Annotated in this window: 17 protein-coding genes; 3 read left to right on the top strand and 14 right to left on the bottom strand. The window is 62.8% G+C overall.

Features of this window, described 5'->3' with window-relative positions:
- Positions 1–9: 9 nt before the first annotated feature.
- Positions 10–1,500, bottom strand: a complete 1,491-nt coding sequence (gene ccoN / locus ACE3OO_RS15470; protein ID WP_374304332.1) for a cytochrome-c oxidase, cbb3-type subunit I — start codon at positions 1,498–1,500, stop codon at positions 10–12.
- Positions 1,501–1,686: 186 nt separating this feature from the next.
- Here ccoN and ACE3OO_RS15465 point away from each other — a divergent pair, with 186 nt between their 5' ends.
- The gene (locus tag ACE3OO_RS15465) at positions 1,687–2,457 is read left to right on the top strand and encodes a DUF2189 domain-containing protein (protein ID WP_374304331.1); all 771 of its coding nucleotides are present in this window, start codon (positions 1,687–1,689) and stop codon (positions 2,455–2,457) included.
- Here ACE3OO_RS15465 and ACE3OO_RS15460 read toward each other — a convergent pair.
- A complete protein-coding gene (locus ACE3OO_RS15460) occupies positions 2,454–3,218 on the bottom strand; it encodes a sulfite exporter TauE/SafE family protein (protein WP_374304330.1) in 765 nt (254 codons plus the stop codon). The genes ACE3OO_RS15465 and ACE3OO_RS15460 overlap by 4 nt on opposite strands.
- 81 nt (positions 3,219–3,299) lie before the next feature.
- Between ACE3OO_RS15460 and ACE3OO_RS15455 the strand changes: the two genes are divergently transcribed.
- Together ACE3OO_RS15455 and ACE3OO_RS15450 are read left to right on the top strand one after the other, a co-directional pair.
- Positions 3,300–3,869 carry a hemerythrin domain-containing protein gene (locus tag ACE3OO_RS15455; protein WP_374304329.1) on the top strand — a complete coding sequence of 190 codons (570 nt, stop codon included), beginning with the start codon at positions 3,300–3,302 and terminating at the stop codon, positions 3,867–3,869.
- Positions 3,870–3,936: 67 nt separating this feature from the next.
- Positions 3,937–4,686 carry a Crp/Fnr family transcriptional regulator gene (locus tag ACE3OO_RS15450; protein WP_374304328.1) on the top strand — a complete coding sequence of 250 codons (750 nt, stop codon included), beginning with the start codon at positions 3,937–3,939 and terminating at the stop codon, positions 4,684–4,686.
- Between the two features lie 3 nt (positions 4,687–4,689).
- Here ACE3OO_RS15450 and ACE3OO_RS15445 read toward each other — a convergent pair whose 3' ends face one another.
- Genes ACE3OO_RS15445 through ACE3OO_RS15390 form a run of 12 tightly spaced genes read right to left on the bottom strand, consistent with a single transcriptional unit; the run spans position 4,690 to position 16,993 of the window.
- Entirely contained in the window at positions 4,690–5,253 is a 564-nt protein-coding gene (locus ACE3OO_RS15445) for a DUF4440 domain-containing protein (protein ID WP_374304327.1), read from the bottom strand.
- Between the two features lie 2 nt (positions 5,254–5,255).
- On the bottom strand, positions 5,256–6,662 hold the full coding sequence (locus ACE3OO_RS15440) for an FAD-dependent oxidoreductase (RefSeq protein WP_374304326.1): 1,407 nt from the start codon (positions 6,660–6,662) through the stop codon (positions 5,256–5,258).
- Entirely contained in the window at positions 6,659–7,270 is a 612-nt protein-coding gene (locus ACE3OO_RS15435) for a cysteine hydrolase family protein (protein WP_374304325.1), read from the bottom strand. The genes ACE3OO_RS15440 and ACE3OO_RS15435 overlap by 4 nt, the downstream gene beginning before the upstream one ends.
- The gene (locus ACE3OO_RS15430; protein WP_374304324.1) at positions 7,267–9,339 is read right to left on the bottom strand and encodes a hydantoinase/oxoprolinase family protein; all 2,073 of its coding nucleotides are present in this window, start codon (positions 9,337–9,339) and stop codon (positions 7,267–7,269) included. Before ACE3OO_RS15430 ends, ACE3OO_RS15435 begins: the two co-directional genes overlap by 4 nt.
- Complete coding sequence (locus ACE3OO_RS15425) at positions 9,336–11,018, bottom strand: hydantoinase B/oxoprolinase family protein (RefSeq protein ID WP_374304323.1); 1,683 nt, start codon at positions 11,016–11,018, stop codon at positions 9,336–9,338. Before ACE3OO_RS15425 ends, ACE3OO_RS15430 begins: the two co-directional genes overlap by 4 nt.
- Entirely contained in the window at positions 11,015–11,896 is an 882-nt protein-coding gene (locus tag ACE3OO_RS15420) for an oxaloacetate decarboxylase (protein ID WP_374304322.1), read from the bottom strand. The genes ACE3OO_RS15425 and ACE3OO_RS15420 overlap by 4 nt, the downstream gene beginning before the upstream one ends.
- Complete coding sequence (locus ACE3OO_RS15415; RefSeq protein ID WP_374304321.1) at positions 11,893–12,414, bottom strand: 3-isopropylmalate dehydratase; 522 nt, start codon at positions 12,412–12,414, stop codon at positions 11,893–11,895. The genes ACE3OO_RS15420 and ACE3OO_RS15415 overlap by 4 nt, the downstream gene beginning before the upstream one ends.
- Complete coding sequence (locus tag ACE3OO_RS15410) at positions 12,411–13,694, bottom strand: 3-isopropylmalate dehydratase large subunit (protein WP_374304320.1); 1,284 nt, start codon at positions 13,692–13,694, stop codon at positions 12,411–12,413. The genes ACE3OO_RS15415 and ACE3OO_RS15410 overlap by 4 nt, the downstream gene beginning before the upstream one ends.
- A gap of 2 nt (positions 13,695–13,696) precedes the next feature.
- Positions 13,697–14,398 (bottom strand): ABC transporter ATP-binding protein, encoded by a 702-nt coding sequence (locus ACE3OO_RS15405; RefSeq protein ID WP_374304319.1) that lies wholly within the window; start codon positions 14,396–14,398, stop codon positions 13,697–13,699.
- Entirely contained in the window at positions 14,391–15,143 is a 753-nt protein-coding gene (locus tag ACE3OO_RS15400; RefSeq protein ID WP_374304318.1) for an ABC transporter ATP-binding protein, read from the bottom strand. The genes ACE3OO_RS15405 and ACE3OO_RS15400 overlap by 8 nt, the downstream gene beginning before the upstream one ends.
- A complete protein-coding gene (locus ACE3OO_RS15395) occupies positions 15,136–16,116 on the bottom strand; it encodes a branched-chain amino acid ABC transporter permease (RefSeq protein WP_374304317.1) in 981 nt (326 codons plus the stop codon). The genes ACE3OO_RS15400 and ACE3OO_RS15395 overlap by 8 nt, the downstream gene beginning before the upstream one ends.
- A 4-nt stretch (positions 16,117–16,120) precedes the next feature.
- Positions 16,121–16,993 (bottom strand): branched-chain amino acid ABC transporter permease, encoded by an 873-nt coding sequence (locus ACE3OO_RS15390; RefSeq protein WP_374304316.1) that lies wholly within the window; start codon positions 16,991–16,993, stop codon positions 16,121–16,123.
- Between the last annotated feature and the right edge of the window lie 38 nt (positions 16,994–17,031).

The following is a 17,031-nucleotide window of genomic DNA, read 5'->3' as shown; positions in this document are numbered from 1 at the left end:
CGGCTCTCCTTACTCTGCCGCCGCCGACTGGGCGGGGGCGCGGACGATCGGCGTTTCGTTGCGGACATCGCCGCGCGCCGTGCGCCACAGGTTGTAGACCATGATCAGGGCGCCGGTCAGGAACAGCAGACCGCCGGTAGCGCGGATCACATAGAAGGGGTGCATCGCCTGGACGGTCTCGACGAAGGAATACTGCAGGAAGCCGAGATTGTCGTAGGCGCGCCACATCAGGCCCTGCATGATGCCCGAAACCCACATCGCGCTGATGTAGAGCAGGATACCGATGGTGGCGATCCAGAAGTGGTAGGACACCAGGCGGATCGAATACAGGCCAGCCCGTTTCCACAGCACCGGCACGAGGTAGTACAGCGCGCCGAAGGTGATGAAGGCATTCCAGCCCAAAGCGCCCGAATGCACGTGGCCGATGGTCCAGTCGGTGTAGTGGCTCAGGCCGTTCACCTGCCGGATCGACATGACCGGACCTTCGAAGGTCGACATGCCGTAGAAGGCCACAGCCGTCACCGAGAAGCGGAGCGCCGGATCGGTGCGCAGCTTGTCCCAGGCCCCCGACAGGGTCATCAGGCCGTTGATCATGCCGCCCCACGACGGCATCCACAGCATCACCGAGAAGACCATGCCGAGCGTCGAGGCCCAGTCAGGCAGCGCGGTATAATGCAGATGGTGCGGACCGGCCCAGATGTAGAGGAAGATCAGCGACCAGAAGTGAACGATCGACAGGCGGTAGGAATAAACCGGGCGATTCGCCTGCTTGGGGATGAAATAGTACATCATCGCCAGGAAGCCGGCCGTCAGGAAGAAACCCACCGCGTTATGACCGTACCACCACTGGGTCAGCGCATCCTGCACGCCCGAGAACAGCGCATAGCTCTTGGCGCCAAAGAACGACACCGGGATCGCCAGGTTGTTGACGATATGCAGCATCGCGATGGTGACGATGAAGGCGACGAAGAACCAGTTCGCCACATAGATATGCGGCTCCTCGCGCTTCATCAGCGTGCCAACGAAGGCCACGAGATAAACCACCCAGACCAGGGTGAGCCAGAGATCGACGAACCATTCCGGCTCGGCGTATTCCTTACTCTGGGTAATTCCGAAAATGTAACCCAGCGCCGCCAGCACGATGAAAAGCTGGTAGCCGAAAAACAGGAACCAGGCCACGGCGGGGCCGCCGAACAGGCGGGCGCGGCAGGTGCGCTGGACGATATACAGCGAGGTGCCCAGCAGCGCGTTGCCGCCGAAGGCGAAGATTGCCGCCGAGGTGTGTAGCGGCCGCAGCCGGCCGAAAGTGGTCCATTCCAGCCCCAGGTTGAGCACTGGATAGGCCAACTGAAGAGCGATGAAGACGCCGGCGGCAAAGGCCGCGACGCCCCAGAAGACCGTCGCGATCACAAAGGCCCGGACGGCATCTTCAACATAGGCCTCGGAGCGCGCTCCTGCGGCGAAGGTGGCGCCCGGCTGGGCTGCAGCTATAGCTGTCATGGATTCCTCACATTCACGGCTGGCGATTCGGGGTCCCCCCGCCAGTGTCGGGATACTCGGGCAGGCTGATTAAACCAGCATTGACTCATGTCAATCAGACCCCCTCCCCTCCGAGCAAAATCAAGGCTATACTGCGACGCAGTGACGCAGGAGGCAAACAAACAATAAGCCTCCAGGAGGAAGCCGATGATCAGTGCTAGCGAACCGATGCCCGTAAACCCTCCCGGCCTGGTCCGACAGGTGCCGCACGACCGCCCCTGGTATTGGCTGATCCTGGGCTGGCGCGACATGACCCGCTCGCCTCAGGTCAGCCTAGCCTACGGCGCCGGCCTGGTCGTCATCAGCTACCTGTTGGTGTTCGGTCTGTGGGAGGCCGATCTGGGCTATCTGGTCCTGCCAATGACCGGCGGCTTTTTCCTGATCGCTCCGCTGATTGCCATCGGACTTTACGATACCAGCCGTCGCCTGCAGCAGGGCGAACCGGCCAGCCTGATGACGGCGTTATTGAGCTGGCGCCGGCCGCTGCAGATCGCCAGTTTCAGCATCGTTCTGCTGTTGCTGCATTTCGCCTGGACTCGCGTCGCGCTGCTCTGGTTTGCGATGTATTTCCATAGCGGAACGCCGCCGCTCGATGCCGTGCCGTTCTACCTGATCGAGGCAGAAAATCTGCCGTTTCTGGTAATCGGCACGCTGATTGGCGGCGTCTTCGCTACCATCGTGTTTTCTGTATCTGTGGTTTCACTGCCGATGCTGTTGGATCGCGACATCGACGTCATCAGCGCGATGGCGGTTAGCGTCCGTGCAGTGCTGCGCAACCCCAAGGCCATGGCCCTGTGGGCTGGCTTGATCGTGTTATTCACTGCGGTTGGCCTGGCTACTTTCTTCGTCGGACTCGGGCTGTTGTTCCCGCTCGTGGCGCATGCCACCTGGCACGCCTACCGGGATCTGGTGGTCTAGCCGGCGAACCAGCGCCAGGCCATCAGTCCGGCCAGCAATGCATTGAACAGCAGCACCGGCACCAGCCACAGCCGCAGGTGCCGGCGCAGCTTCTGGCCGGCTGCGGCACCGAGCATGCCAACCACAAGCAGTGCCGGCACGGTACCGACCGCAAAGGCCGCCATCCCGGCCGCACCCAGCCGCCAGTCGCCACTGGCTCCAGCCATCAGCAGGGCGGTGTAGATCAGGCCGCAGGGCAGGAACCCCAGGCCCAGCCCAAGAACGTAGCCGGTCAGGCCAACCGGCCGGCTGAACAGGGGGGAGAACAGCCTCTGCCACCCGGCGGACAACCCGCCACCCCCGGCAAAGGCCAGCCGCGGCGTCCATTGAAAAACCGCCATCGCCAGGAACAGCAACGCCATCAACGACAGCGCAAAACCAGGCAGCCGGCTGAAGCTGGATACCCCCTGCAGACCGCCGCTCAGTCCGCCGGCAAGGCCGCCCAGCAATGCATAGGTGCTGCCCCGCCCCAGGTGATAAGGCAGCAGCGCCACACCCTGCAATCGGGTCAGACGGGTTGTGACGGCCAGATCAGTGGCGGCCAACCGGCTGCCGACCTGGGCCAGCACGAAGGGGCCGCACATGCCGACGCAATGCGTGAAGCCGCCGATGAGCCCAAGCATCAGCAGCCCGAACGGCAGGCCGTAGGAGAAAACGCCCGGAGCGGCATCGCCATGCACAATGGCGCTGCAAGCAGAGAGAAATGCCGACCAATCAAACATGCGCGAACTATAGCCTCGGAAGGCCGGTTGGGGTTGATCCGGATCAATGCAACTCGTGCCTTGCCTTTCTAGCGTGACGGCATGGACGCAAACCGCAATATCCAGCAACTCCGGCCGGCACCGTCGCCTGCGATGCTGCAGATATTAATCGCCCTGCAAAACGATAGCGAGGCGATATCGCCTCTTGAAATGCTGGCCGGGCAGCGACTGAACCTGACCGCTTTCTGCGCCGTCCTCAATGCCCTGCCGAATGTGGCCCCGGCGATGGTCCGGGCCTTGGCGCCGGGAATCGCCGCCTTTTTGCGGCAGGATTATCCGGCCATGCTGGCTGAAGAAGAAAACGGCCTCCTGCCCGCCCTGCGCCGCCGGCTGCTGCTCGGTGATGACCTCGACCAGGTGATCGACCAATTGATCGATGAACATCAACGAGATCGCCTGCAGGCCGTCAGTCTGGCTGGCCGCTGCGAAGAGATCGCAAGCGGCGTCGATGACGACGATCTTTTTACTCTCTGCGCGGCATTGCGCTCGTTTGCCGAGCATCAGCGGCGCCATCTGGCCTGGGAGGATGCGACAATTTTACCTCTGGCGCAGGTCCGTCTGACGGCGGATGATCTGGCCCGGTGGCATAGGGCCATGCACCGCCACAACTAAGTGATTATCCGTATACCGGCGGATATGCGCGGCATCTTACAATCGATGCCATTCTGAGGGTGCTTCCATGGGCAATGTCCATAGTCTGCCGCTGCCGTCCAACCGGCAGGTTCCGAGCGCGAAAACCAGCGATCCCTGCGTGAACTGCACGGCGCGCAGCCTGACCATCTGCGCACCGCTGACCCTGCAGGAGCAATGCGAGGTGGCGTCGCTTTCTACCGGTATGACTCTGAAGCCGCGTCAGGTCGTGTTCCATGAAGGCGATGAGGCAACCCACGTCTTCAACATCACCAGCGGCAGCGTCGCGCTGTCGAAATCCATGGCCGATGGCCGCCGCCAGATCACCGGGTTCCTCGGTGCGGGCGATTTTCTCGGTTTCGGCGCCGGCTCGGAATATTCCTTGAGCGCCGAAACGCTGACCGAGGTGCATGCCTGCCGTTTCACCAAGCGTAATTTCCAGCAACTGCTGGAACGCATCCCGACTCTGGAACACCGCCTGCTGTCGCTGGCGGAAAACGAGCTGGAAACAGCGCAGGACCAGATCCTGCTGCTGGGCCGCAAGACCGCGATGGAGCGCATCGCCTCTTTCCTGCTGCAGCAGATGGAGCGGGCGGAGAATCGCGGCATGACCACCACCCCCCTGCTCTTGCCGATGACCCGCGCTGAAGTGGGTGATTACCTCGGCTTGACGATTGAAACGGTCAGCCGGTGCTTCACCAAGCTGCGCAAGGCCAACATCATCAGCCTGCTTAGCGCCGATCGCGTCTGCATCAATCTGCCGGAAAAGCTGGCCGAACTGGCTTCGCCCAGCAGCTAGACCTCAGAGCGCCGCTTTCGCGGCATCAAGGTCGTTCCACACCATCTGGCCCACCAGCAGACCACCGCGTATCGTGAAACGGTCGATGAATCGCACACCCGCAAAGGCGGTGCCACCGGGCCATATTCCTTCCAGCACGCCGTAACAATAAACCACGGCATCATTCATGCCCGGCACCGTATCGAAGCGCTCATAGACTTTGCCGACCCGCTGGTACCGCGGCTTCGCCCATTCAATCAGGTCTTCCAGTTTGGTAAATCGTGCGCCGCCCGGGAACACCATTGCAAAGTTCGGCGCCAGGAAGGCTTTTGCAGCGGCAAGGTCACGACACTCCATGGCAGCAAGGTAATCGCGCACAATCTGCTCAGGCGGTGGTGGCGGGGCTTTCGGCGATTTGCGCTGGTTGCCACGCCGATAGTTGCTGGCCTTCACTTCTTCGATAACGGCCGTGATGCCATCGGGCACGGCTTCCAGCACCGTGCGCGTCACCGCGCTGTAGCCTTCCAGCAGGCGGTCGCGCACCGCTTCGTCATAGCCTTCGATCAGGGTTACGCGGATCACCGGCATGGTTAGGCTCCCTGTTTGACGAGCGCTGCTGCCGTCCGGCCGGCCTTGGCGCCAAGCACCGTCGCCGCCAGCAGCCCATTTCCCGACAGATAGCCATCGCGGCCACGGCCCGAGATACCGCAGGCGGCCCCGCCGCCGGCCAACAGGTTCGGCAAAACCTGGCCATCCGCGCGTAGCACGCGGGCATCGGTGTCGATGCCCAGCCCTCCCTGGGTGTGAAACAACGCGCCGGTGACCTTTACGGCATAGAAAGGCGCGACCAGCGCTGGCTTGGTCGTGAAGTCGCGGCCGAAGCGGTCGCTGCCCCGTCCCGCCGCCAGCGCCTGCGTTTCAGCCAGGGTTGCAGACAGCTTCTCTGGCGGCAGGCCACAAAGCTCGGCCAGCGCCGCAATACTGTCTGCGGTTTTCACCGCGCCGCCCTTCAGGGCGTCGCGATAATCCTCGAAATCAAGACCAAGACTGTGCAGGCGCTCATCAAAAATATTCCAGGCGATGCCGCCGGGCTGGGCGATCACACGCATGGCCTGCTCGGAATAGCCGTCATGTTCGCAAGAGAAGCGCTCGCCACTGGCGTTGACCTGGAAGCCGCCCTCCATCATCAGCGCCCAGGTGATCAGGATGGCATGGGGCATCGCCAGCGAGCCATGACCCTGGTAGGCGCCAAGATTCTTCACGGCAGCACCCAGCTGCTCGCCCCACAGCAGCGCATCGCCCCGGTTCCCGGTGTGACCGTAATACTGCGCTCCCTGCAGTTCCGGGATATGGCGCGCGAGCAGATCGGCATTGCCGCCAAACCCAGAACAGGCAAGAACCAGCGCATCGCAACCGATACGCTCGCTGCTGCCATCGGGTCGCTCAAGTTCAACGCCATGCACCCGGCCAGAGGCATCGGCGAACAGTGTTGTCACGGTTGCATCACAGACGATATCTATGCCGGCCGCATTGGCTGCCGATAGCAGGCCGCCGATCAGATCCGCACCGCTGCGCGAAGCCGGCGCGTGCATGCGGGGCTTGCTATGGCCGGGATACAGAAAGCCTTCCACCAGCGTGAGCGGCACATGGTGAGTCTGAACCAGCCAGTCTACCGTAGGGCCGGACGCGGCGCAGATCGCAGCAACCATGACTGGGTCATTTTCGCCGTGGGCCTTGGCCTGGATGTCGGCCGCCATGATCTCGGGTGTATCATCGACACCGCGCACGGCCTGCAGCGTCGTGCCCGCCGCCGGAATCATGCCGGATGACATCGCGGTGGAACCACTGGGCGACGGATCGCGCTCCAGCACCAGGACTTCCGCTCCGGCATCATGGGCAGCCAGTGCCGCCGTCAAGCCGCAGGCACCACCGCCGATCACCAATACCGGGACGCTGAGCGGGAAATCGATACCCGCAGCTGGCAGGACTCTGCTCATGCCGCGTTGATCATCGCCGCGGCTTCGGCGCAGGTGAGTTTGGGCGCGATGGTGCCCAGTGAGGCAATGCTGGCCTCATGCGCCTCTTTCGAGAAAGCGGCGCAGCCATCGGTCAGCAGCATGGCGTGGAAATCGCGCACATGGGCATCGCGCAGAGTACTGGCGACGCCACCGTTGGTAACAATGCCGCCGACCAGCAACGTGTCGATCCCGACCTTGCGCAACACGAATTCAAGCCGCGTCATGTAGAAAGCCGAATAGGCCACCTTCTCTATCGTGAAATCGGCCGGTGCGAGTTCGTCGATCAGGTTGTGCCCCCAGGCGCCAGGCTGGAAATCGCCTTTCCGCAAGAAAGGGCGCAGTTGTTTCAGATGTGGGCTGATCAGCGGTTCGCCACCCCGGCCCGGCACCAGGGTGAACTGGGTCGAGACGATCCAGCCACCCGCCACCCGCATCGCATCGGCCACGGATTTCATGTTGGCGATCAGCGCCGCCGCGCCGGGCAGGCTGGCCCTACCACGGGCATAGGCGCCATCGGCATGCAGGAAATCGTTCTGCAGATCGACGATTAGCAAAGCGGTGCGCTTCACATCCAGCTTGGCGCTCATGCGGACTTCCGTTTCACGACCAGGTTGCCGAACCCGTCCACCTCGCCCACCAGGTCGGGCTCGATCAGGATCGTGGTGTCAGGCTGCTCGAGGATGGCCGGACCGGGAATGACGGCACCGAGCGGCAGTTCCAGCCGCCGATAGATGCCGGCCTCGTGCCAGGCGCCATCGAGCCAGACCTGACGCGTGGTGCGTTTCGCTGCCTCGACCGAGCCTTCCTTCGGCGGGGCCAGCAGGCCGAGGTCGAACTTCTTGCGGCGGCCAATGGCCGCCACGCGCAGGTTCAGCACGCGGATCCCGATCTTTTCCAGCACGCGCCCGAAAGCCGCGGCATAAGCCGATTCAAAAGCCGCCTTAATGATCTCGCGAGTCAGTTTCACAGGCTGGGTAAAATCACCCGGTAACGGCACCGCCACCGTATGGGTCTGCCCCAGATACGACATGTCGAGCTCGACCGTGATGCTGCGGCCCTCGAAAGCAATGCCAGCCTGATCGAGCAGCCGCGTGCCTTCTACTGCCGCTTCACCGATGGCCGCATCCAGGATGGCGGGATCGGTATCGTCCAGGGTCTTGTTCACCGTGCGCACAAAATCATGGCGCATGTCGGCGATCACGCAACCCAAAGCCGATGTAACGCCCGGGAAGCGCGGCACCAATGCCGAAGCCAAGCCAACTTCCTTGATCAGCGCGCCGACATGCAGCGATCCGCCGCCGCCAAACGGCATGGCGGCGAAGTCACGTGGGTTGTGACCACGCTCGATGGAAACCAGGCGGATGGCGCCAGCCATGCGCGAGTTCGCCACCTTGATGATGGCCTCGGCCGCAGCCATGACGTCGAGTCCCAGCGGTTCGGCGATATGCTTGCGGATCGCCTCCCTGGCCGCTTCGACATCCAGCCGCTTGAGCTTACCGCCAATCGGGCGTTCAGCGTCGATCCGCCCCATGACGACATTGGCATCGGTGACGGTCGGGCGGTCGTTGCCCAGACCGTAGGCCACCGGGCCCGGATCGGAACCGGCACTTTCCGGGCCGATCTGCAGGATGCCGCCGCGGTCGATCCAGGCGATCGAGCCGCCGCCAGCGCCGATGGTGGTGATCTCGATCATCGGCGCGCGCACCACCATGCCGAAATCAATGGCTGTCTGCGCACTCATGGCGGGTTCGCCACCGGCAATCAGCGAAACGTCGAAACTGGTGCCACCCATGTCGCAGGTAACGACATTGGGGAAACCGGCCGCCACGGCAATATGCTGGCAGGCGATCACGCCGGCAGCCGGACCGGACAGGGCCGTGCGCACCGGACGGCTGGCGGCGCTGTCGACGCTCATCACCCCGCCATTCGATTGCACGATCAGCAATTGCCCGCCGAAGCCGTCGCCTTGCAGGCGGCTTTCCAGCTTGCGCAGATAGCTGCCCACCGGCGGCTGTAGATAGGCATTCAGCGCCGCCGTCGAGGTGCGTTCGAATTCGCGGATCTCGGGCAGGATGTCGGAAGACGCCGTGACATAGGCATTCGGCCAGACCTCTTTCAGCGCCGCCAGTGCAATCCGTTCATTCTCCGGGTTGGCATAGGCATTCACGAAGACGATGGCGACAGCCTCGGCGCCACGGGCCAGCAGGTCCTGCGCCACACGCTTCACCTCGGCCGGATCGACGGCCTGCCGAATGCTGCCATCGGCCAGCACGCGCTCGCCCACCTCAAGGCGCAGGTCGCGCGGCACCACCGGCATGAACTGCCCCCACAGGCCCCAGGTGCTGGGACGATCGCGGCGCCGCATCTCCAGAACGTCGCGGAAGCCACGCGTGGTGATGATGCCCGTGCGCGCGCCCTTGCGCTCGAGCAGCGCATTGGTGCCCACAGTCGTGCCGTGCACGACCGTGGCTATCTGCTTCGGCTCGGCCCTGGATCGCAGGCCTTCGATGAAGCCGGTGGCCTGGTCGCCGCGGGTGGAAGGCACCTTGGCAATGTCGATACGGCCCCTAGCCTCGTCGAGGAAAAAGACATCCGTGAATGTGCCGCCGACATCAACGCCAACAGCAAAACGGGGAATAGCGGTCTGATCGGTCATTCTGCGGCTTCCTTGCTGCGGCCGTAATCACGGGCAATGCCCTCTTCGGTGACATAACCGAGCCGCAGATCTTCTGCGATGCGCTCAGGCTTGCGCTCCGATGGCGGACCATAGCCGCCGCCACCTGGCGTTTCGAGGCGGATGCGCTCGCCCTTCTTCAGCTTGGCATCGTGCAGCTTGGATACCATGGCCGGCTCAGCAGCCTTGCCATCCTTGGGGTAAAAGAAGCGGTTGCGCTGCGCGGCATGGCCGCCCAGCACGCCAGCCGGGGCGTATTTGCCGCGTTCGCCAAACAGGAACAGATCGGCTTCCTCTTCCAGCAGCTCGATCTCGTAGACCGCGCCCAGGCCACCGCGATTGCGGCCGGCGCCGCCGCTATCGGCCCGCAGGCTCCATTCGGTGAACATCACCGGATAGGCAGCCTCCAGGATTTCCAGTGGCGGAATCGTCGCCATCGAAATCGGCGCATTGCCATGATTCAAGCCGTCGCCCTGCGGATGGCCGCCATGGCCGCCACCAAAGAAGCTGAACATCACCCAGCGGCGACCATCCTTGCGATGCCCGGCCAGCGACAGCGCATTGATGGTGCCGTAGGCGCAGCCATTGACCCGCTCGGGGGCGATCTGGGCAAATGCCTGGAAGATCACGTCGATGACACGCAGGATCGTCTCGGTATAGCCACCGACCGGTTTGGGCGCCTTCACGCTGATCAGGCTGGTTTCGGGGATGACGAATTTCACCGGCTCGAGCACGCCGGAATTGGCCGGCACGTCCGGGAAGATGTGCTTGATCGCCACGTAACAGGCGGCAATGGCGGTGGAGCGCGCGATATTGAGCGGCCCGGCACAGGCCGGAGAGGTACGCGAGAAATCCAGCGTCAGCGTCTCGCCTTCGATCACCACTTCCAGACCGATACGAAGGGCTTCGTCACGGATGCCGTCATTGTCGAGGAAATCCTCCGCGGCGTAGCGGCCATCGGGCAGTTCACGCAGCAGGCTGCGGAACTGGATGGCGGCGCGCTTCTTCAGTTCGGCCAGCGCCTCGGCCACCGCGCCATCGCCATATTCGTCCAGCAGGGCATGCAGACGCTTGGCGCCAAGATCGAGTGCATTCACCTGGCCGTTCATGTCGCCATAGAGGCTGTCCGGCAGGCGGGTATTGGCGCGCAGGATATCCACCACATCCTGCCGCAACTGACCGGCGGCGTAGAGCTTCACCGGCGGAATCACCATGCCTTCCTGGAAGGCTTCGGTGGCGACCGGATTGTAGTTGCCCGGCACGTTGCCACCGACATCATGCCAGTGCCCGACGGAGGCCAGATAGCAGAAGACCTTGCCATCGCGGAAAAACGGCCGCACCAGCTTGAAATCGCTCAGATGAGTGCCGCCGTCGTAAGGATCGTTGAAGATATAGACGTCGCCATCCTGCAGGTTGCCGTCTTTGGCCGCCTTGTCGATCACGGCTTTCACGGCGAAGGCCATGGCGCCGACGAAGATCGGCAGGCCGGACTTGCCCTGCACCAGGGTTTCGCCGGTGGTTGCGTGATACAGGCCATGGCTGGCGTCATGCGCCTCGGCGATGATCGGGTTGAATGCCGAGCGGAACAGGGTGGCGTCCATCTCGTCGGCAACCTGTTCCAGCCGGCCCTTCAGCACGGCAAGGGTGATGGGATCGATCATGGCCGGTCCTCGTAACGGGAAGGATCATACTGGCGGCCCTGAGCCAGCAGTTCGGGGGTGCCGATCAGGGCGTTGAGAGCGGCGAAATCCAGCATCTGGTCGCGGAACGGCGCGGTGGTGCCATTCTGTTTCAACGATGCAAAATAGGCGGTCATGCAATGGGCCAGCGCGCGGGTCAGGCCGCCCGGGAAGATCACCAGGCGATAACCGATTTCGGCCAGTTCGGCAGCCGAGAGCAGCGGCGTCTTGCCGCCTTCCACCATATTCGCCAGCAGCGGCACGCGATTACCGAAACGGCTGGTGATGGTGCGCATCTCGGCCGTGCTCTGCGGCGCCTCGACGAACAGCACATCGCAACCCGCTTCCATGTAGCGCGCGGCCCGCTCCATAGCGGCGTCGAAGCCTTCCACGGCGATGGCGTCGGTGCGGGCAACGATCAGGGTATCTTCGGATTGACGCGCATCCAGCGCGGCCTTGATCTTGCCGACCATTTCGGCCGGCGATACCAGCGTCTTGCCGTCGAGATGACCGCAACGTTTTGGACTGGCCTGGTCCTCAAGCTGGATACCCGCAGCGCCATTGCGCTCAAACAGCCGCACCGTGCGCTGCACGTTCAGCGCGTTGCCAAATCCAGTATCTGCATCGACGATGATGTCGGTTTCGACCCGTTCGCGGATGGCCCCCAGCGTGTCAGCCACTTCCGTCATCGACACCAGACCGATGTCCGAGCGGCCGAAACGGGTATAGGCGATGCTGGCGCCAGACAGGTATAGCGCCTCGAAACCGGCCCGAGCGGCGACCAGCGCACTCAGACCATCATAGACACCCGGCGCGACGACGATATCGCCACTCCGCAAACGTTCGCGCAGCTTACTCATGCCTGCGCCTCCTTTGACCGTTGAACTTTCAGTTTCTTTTCCAGATGGGCCAGCAGACCGCCATCGGCGATCATCTGCAGCAGATGGCCCGGCAGCGGTTCGCAGGCATAAACCTTGCCGGTTTCGATATCGCGCAGCTCCGCGCTGGTGGCGTCCACCACCAGCACGCTGTCGGCACGGATTTTCCCTGCTTCTGGGCAAACCAATGCCAACAGACCGAGATTCAGCGCATTGCGATAGAAGATACCGGCAAAACTCGGTGCCACCACCGCCCCGACACCCAATTCGCGCAAGGCCATCACCGCCTGTTCGCGCGACGAACCCATGCCAAAATTACGGCCACCCACCACGATGTCGCCAGGCTTCACCTCTTTGGCGAAGCGCGGCTCCACCGCTTCCAGGCAGTGTTTCGCCAGATCGGCCAGCGGGCTTTTCATGTACAGGCCCGGCGCCAGTACATCGGTGTCGATATTGTCGCCGAATTTCCAGACCCGGCCGGTATTGTTTGCCGCCGTCATGACAGGAATTCCCGAGGATCGGCGATGCGGCCGGCCACGGCCGAGGCCGCGACGGTATAGGGCGAACCGAGATAAACCTTCGAGGACCCAGCTCCCATGCGGCCCTTGAAATTACGTGCCGTGGAGGCAATGCAGGTTTCGTTCTCGGCCAGCACACCGGCACCATAGCCGGCACAGGCGCCACAGCCTGACGACAACAGGATGGCGCCAGCCTCGGTCAGCGCCGCCAGCGTGCCATCGGCGGCAGCTTCCGCCGTCGTGCGCGCCGAGGCCGGCGCAATCAACAGCCGCGTGCCACTCGCCACCTTACGGCCCTTCAGCACGCTGGCCGCCATGCGCAGATCGTTGATTTTGGCGCCCGTGCAGGCCCCGATATAAGCTTGGTCGACGGTCACGCCCTTATGCTCGGCAACAGCCGTACTGTTGGCCGGACTGTGCGGCGCCGCCACCATGGGCGACAAGCTTGTGGCGTCGAAATCGTGACGTTCGGTCACGGACGCGGCCATATCCGTCTGCCATGTGGTGACATCGATTTCTGACTCTGGCGTCCCGACACTCAACAAATACTTCCTTGTCACCTCGTCAGGTGCGATCAGGCCGGCCTGGGCACCCAGTTCGGCTGCCATGTTGGACAGCGTCATGCGTTCCTGCATCGGCAGGTCGGCTATGGTATCGCCGGCATACTGGATCGCCTGATAGCGGCCGCCATCCATGCCGAGCCTGGCGCACATGGCCAAAATCATGTCCTTCGCCGCGACACCGGGCGCGAGCTTGCCGGCCCAGTGCAGCAGGATGGTTTCGGGCACGCGCAGCCAGATTTCGCCTGTGACCAGCACGCCGCACATCTCGGTCGCACCGACGCCGAACATATAGACCCCGAAGGCGCCGCCGGTGGGCGAATGGCTGTCGCCGCCCACCACGAACATGCCCGGCCGCAGATGGCCGTGTTCGGGCAGCACCACATGGCAGATGCCCTGCATGTCGTGGAACTTGGTCACGCCTGCCGCCTTCACCCATTTGCGCGTCAGATCGAGAATGCCAGCGCTTTCGGCGTCCACGGCAGGCACGTAATGATCGGAAATGACGACCACCCGGTCAGGGTTCCACAGTTTTGCCTGCAAACGCTCCAGCATCGGTGCCACGCGGCGCGGGCCGCCGGAATCATGCATCATTGCCAGGTCGACTTTGGCAGTAACCACCTCTCCCGGCCGCACGCTCTGCAGGCCGGCCGCACGGGCGACCAGTTTCTCGGCCAGGGTCATGGGGGCAGCCTGGATCATAATCACATCCCCAGATACGAGGCTTTCAACCCCGGATCATTCAGCAACACCGCAGCTGGCCCCGACAGCGCGATCACCCCATGCTCCAGCACAAAAGCACGATGCGCGATGGCCAGCGACTGAACCACATTCTGCTCAACCAGTAGAATGGAGAGGCCATCGCGGTTGAGTTGCTGTATCAGGGAAAACATCTCTTCCACCAGCAGCGGCGACAGCCCAAGCGATGGTTCATCGAGGATCAGTAGTTCCGGTTCGGCCATCAGGCCCCGGCCGATGGCCAGCATCTGCTGCTCGCCGCCCGACAACGTGCCGGCCAGCTGGGTCATGCGCTCCTTCAGGCGCGGGAACACGCCATATACACGCTCCAGATTGAGACTCCGGTTGGCACGACCGCGACGATAACTGCCAAGCTCCAGATTTTCCTGCACGCTCAGATTCGGAAAGACGCGCCGACCTTCAGGTACCTGGATCAGGCCTGCGCTGACGATGCTGTCCGCGCTGGCACCGGTTATGTTGGTGCCCATGAAACGAATCTCACCGGCCATCGGGCGGTAAAGACCAGACAGGTTATTGTTCAGCGTCGACTTGCCAACGCCATTGGCACCCAGCAACGCCACGATTTCGCCTTTTGCCAGATCGAGATCAATGCCGCGCAGCACCGCGACTTCACCGTAGCCGGCCTGCAGGCCTCTTACCTCAAGCATGGCGCACCTCCACCGGCTGAGCCTGCATACGGGCCGCCGCGCCATGGCCGAGGTAGGCTTCGATCACCTGGGGATCAGCCGCGATCTGCGCCGGCGTGCCGCTGGCGATCAGGCCGCCATTGTTCAGAACCCAGGCGTGGTCCGACAGGTTCATCACGGCGCGCATGACATGTTCGATCAGCAGGATGGTGACCCCCGACTGGCGGATGCCGCGGATCACCGGGATGATCTCGTCGATCTCGGCCGGGTTGAGACCAGCCATCACCTCGTCCAGCAGGATCAGCTTGGGGTCGGTTGCCAGTGCCTTGGCTAATTCCAGCCGTTTGCGCCCGGCCACGGTGAGCGCGGCGGCAGGCTTATCCAGTTGCGATCCCAGGCCGACGCGATGAGCAATCGCCTCGGCATGCTCCAACGCGGCACGACGGCCGGGCCGATGCAGATGCGCGCCGACGGCAATATTCTCGCGCACATTCAATCCGGCGAAAGGTTGCACGATCTGGAAAGTGCGTGTCACGCCCAGCAGACAGATTTTCTCTGGCGTCATACCGACCAGCGAGCGACCCTCGAAGCGGATGTCGCCGGCATCGGGTTTATGGAAGCCCGAAATCTGCGCGAAGATCGTGGTCTTGCCGGCACCGTTAGGGCCAATCAGGGCCGATATACTGCCGGCCTGAACCGTAAAGCTGACATCATTCGTGGCGACCAGGCCGCCAAACCGCTTGGCAAGATTGGCGATCTCAAGCATGGACGCCCCGCTTGAACAGACGGCGCAGAGCGCCAGCACCAAAACTGACCTTGCCCAGGCCGAACAGCCCGTTGGGCAGGAACAACACCATCAGTACAAGCAGCAGGCCGTACAATACGAGATTGAGGCCGGGCGCTTCGCCGAAAACCAGCCGCCCGACCTCGGCGATGGCATGCAGGGCAAAGGCCCCAAGAACCGGGCCAAAAATGGTGCCCAGCCCACCGATGATCGGCACCAGCAGGGCCTCCACCGACATGGCAGGGCCATAGGCAATGTTGGGGTCAATATAGAGGAAAAGCTGCACATAGACCGCGCCGGCCGAACCGGCGATGGCTCCCGATGCCGTAATCGCCAGCAGTTTGGTATTGAACGGGTCGACACCGAGCGCGCGGGCGGCATCCTCGTTTTCACGGACCGCCATCAGACGAGCGCCGAAGCGAGCATTCTGCAGCCACCAGGTAAACAGCAACCCGGCAACCACGAGCAGCAGCAGCAGCCAAAAGAAACCGGCCTTCGATTCAAACTGCATCTGCGCGATGCCCGGCTGCAGCGGCACCAGAAGCCCCACGCCAGCGCCGGTGAAGGCAAAAGTGTTGGCCAGGATGCGGAAGACCTCGGCAAAGGCCAGCGTCACCAGCGCGAAATACGATCCGCGCAGACCGTAGCGGAAGACCAGCCATCCGGTGCCGGCGCCGACGATGCCGGCAGCAATGGCAGCCAGCACGAAACCGGCCCAGGCATTGACGCCGAACTGAATCTGCATGATCGCCGTGCAATAGGCGCCGGTGCCGAAGAACAGCGCATGACCGAAGGAAAACTGCCCACCATAGCCGCCCAGCAGATTCCACGCCTGGCCGAGATAGGCATAAAACAATGCGAGCGTCAGCCAGGTGAGCCAGAAATCCGACTGGATCACGAATGGCAACGGCAGCAGGACCGCGAGGAAAACGAAAATAGCCGTAAGGTTGCGCATGCGTTTATGCCTTCTGCCCCAGCAATCCGGTCGGCCGGAACAGCAGAACGATAATGAAGATCAGGAAAATGCCGAGCTGTCCCAGGCTTTCACCCAGGAAGAGGCCGCCCAGGCTTTCGGTCACGCCGATGATCAGGCCACCCAGCAGCGCGCCAACAAAGCTGCCCATACCGCCCAGCACGACCACGGTGAAGGCGACCAGCACGAAGGCATGGCCGACTTGCGGACTGACATAGAAACTGGGCAGCAGCAGGCAGGCGGCAACGCCGAGACAGGCCGTGCCGATGCCAAAGGACATGGCGAAGATATGCTCGACATTGATACCAACCAACTTGGCGCCCTGGCGCTCCTTGGCCAGCGCGCGGATGGCGCGCCCCAGGTCGGTGCGCGCCATCAGCAACCAGAGCAGCGCTGCTACCAGCAGCGCGCCACCAAAAGCAATGACCTTGGGAACCGGAATAAACGCAACACCGAAGTCCACCACGTCGAAAGAGTATGAGGTTTCAATGGTCCTGGTATCCGAACGCCAGAAATAGAGCGCCAGATTCTCGATCACCACCGAAAGCCCCAGCGTGACCAGCAGGATGTTCTCGTCCTTGCCATGGCTGGCATGACCGATCACAAACCGCTGCAACCCATAACCGATCCCGAACAAAGCAAGAGCCGCCACCGGCAAAGCCAGATAGGGATCGACACCAAACAGGCTGTGCAGGAAGAAAACGCCATAGAGCGCGATCATCAACAAGCTGCCATGGGCAAAATTGATGATATGCAGCACGCCATAGATCAGCGTGAGGCCCAATGCGATCAGGGCATAGATCGCCCCGGTGGTCAGGCCATTCAGAATCGCTGGCAGAAGGATGGAAAATTCAAGCATACCGTCACACTGGAAATGGCGGCGGGACAGATGATCCG

Origin of the sequence: Ferrovibrio sp. (genome assembly GCF_041906005.1) — a bacterium.
Taxonomy (GTDB): domain Bacteria; phylum Pseudomonadota; class Alphaproteobacteria; order Ferrovibrionales; family Ferrovibrionaceae; genus Ferrovibrio.
This window is presented reverse-complemented; position numbering and strand designations above follow the sequence as displayed.

Bases quoted from the DNA above. Each gene is read 5' to 3' on its own strand.
- ccoN (WP_374304332.1), bottom strand. From the start codon at position 1,500: ATGACAGCTATAGCTGCAGCCCAGCCGGGCGCCACCTTCGCCGCAGGA.
- ACE3OO_RS15465 (WP_374304331.1), top strand. From the start codon at position 1,687: ATGATCAGTGCTAGCGAACCGATGCCCGTAAACCCTCCCGGCCTGGTC.
- ACE3OO_RS15460 (WP_374304330.1), bottom strand. From the start codon at position 3,218: ATGTTTGATTGGTCGGCATTTCTCTCTGCTTGCAGCGCCATTGTGCAT.
- ACE3OO_RS15455 (WP_374304329.1), top strand. From the start codon at position 3,300: ATGGACGCAAACCGCAATATCCAGCAACTCCGGCCGGCACCGTCGCCT.
- ACE3OO_RS15450 (WP_374304328.1), top strand. From the start codon at position 3,937: ATGGGCAATGTCCATAGTCTGCCGCTGCCGTCCAACCGGCAGGTTCCG.
- ACE3OO_RS15445 (WP_374304327.1), bottom strand. From the start codon at position 5,253: ATGCCGGTGATCCGCGTAACCCTGATCGAAGGCTATGACGAAGCGGTG.
- ACE3OO_RS15440 (WP_374304326.1), bottom strand. From the start codon at position 6,662: ATGAGCAGAGTCCTGCCAGCTGCGGGTATCGATTTCCCGCTCAGCGTC.
- ACE3OO_RS15435 (WP_374304325.1), bottom strand. From the start codon at position 7,270: ATGAGCGCCAAGCTGGATGTGAAGCGCACCGCTTTGCTAATCGTCGAT.
- ACE3OO_RS15430 (WP_374304324.1), bottom strand. From the start codon at position 9,339: ATGACCGATCAGACCGCTATTCCCCGTTTTGCTGTTGGCGTTGATGTC.
- ACE3OO_RS15425 (WP_374304323.1), bottom strand. From the start codon at position 11,018: ATGATCGATCCCATCACCCTTGCCGTGCTGAAGGGCCGGCTGGAACAG.
- ACE3OO_RS15420 (WP_374304322.1), bottom strand. From the start codon at position 11,896: ATGAGTAAGCTGCGCGAACGTTTGCGGAGTGGCGATATCGTCGTCGCG.
- ACE3OO_RS15415 (WP_374304321.1), bottom strand. From the start codon at position 12,414: ATGACGGCGGCAAACAATACCGGCCGGGTCTGGAAATTCGGCGACAAT.
- ACE3OO_RS15410 (WP_374304320.1), bottom strand. From the start codon at position 13,694: ATGATCCAGGCTGCCCCCATGACCCTGGCCGAGAAACTGGTCGCCCGT.
- ACE3OO_RS15405 (WP_374304319.1), bottom strand. From the start codon at position 14,398: ATGCTTGAGGTAAGAGGCCTGCAGGCCGGCTACGGTGAAGTCGCGGTG.
- ACE3OO_RS15400 (WP_374304318.1), bottom strand. From the start codon at position 15,143: ATGCTTGAGATCGCCAATCTTGCCAAGCGGTTTGGCGGCCTGGTCGCC.
- ACE3OO_RS15395 (WP_374304317.1), bottom strand. From the start codon at position 16,116: ATGCGCAACCTTACGGCTATTTTCGTTTTCCTCGCGGTCCTGCTGCCG.
- ACE3OO_RS15390 (WP_374304316.1), bottom strand. From the start codon at position 16,993: ATGCTTGAATTTTCCATCCTTCTGCCAGCGATTCTGAATGGCCTGACC.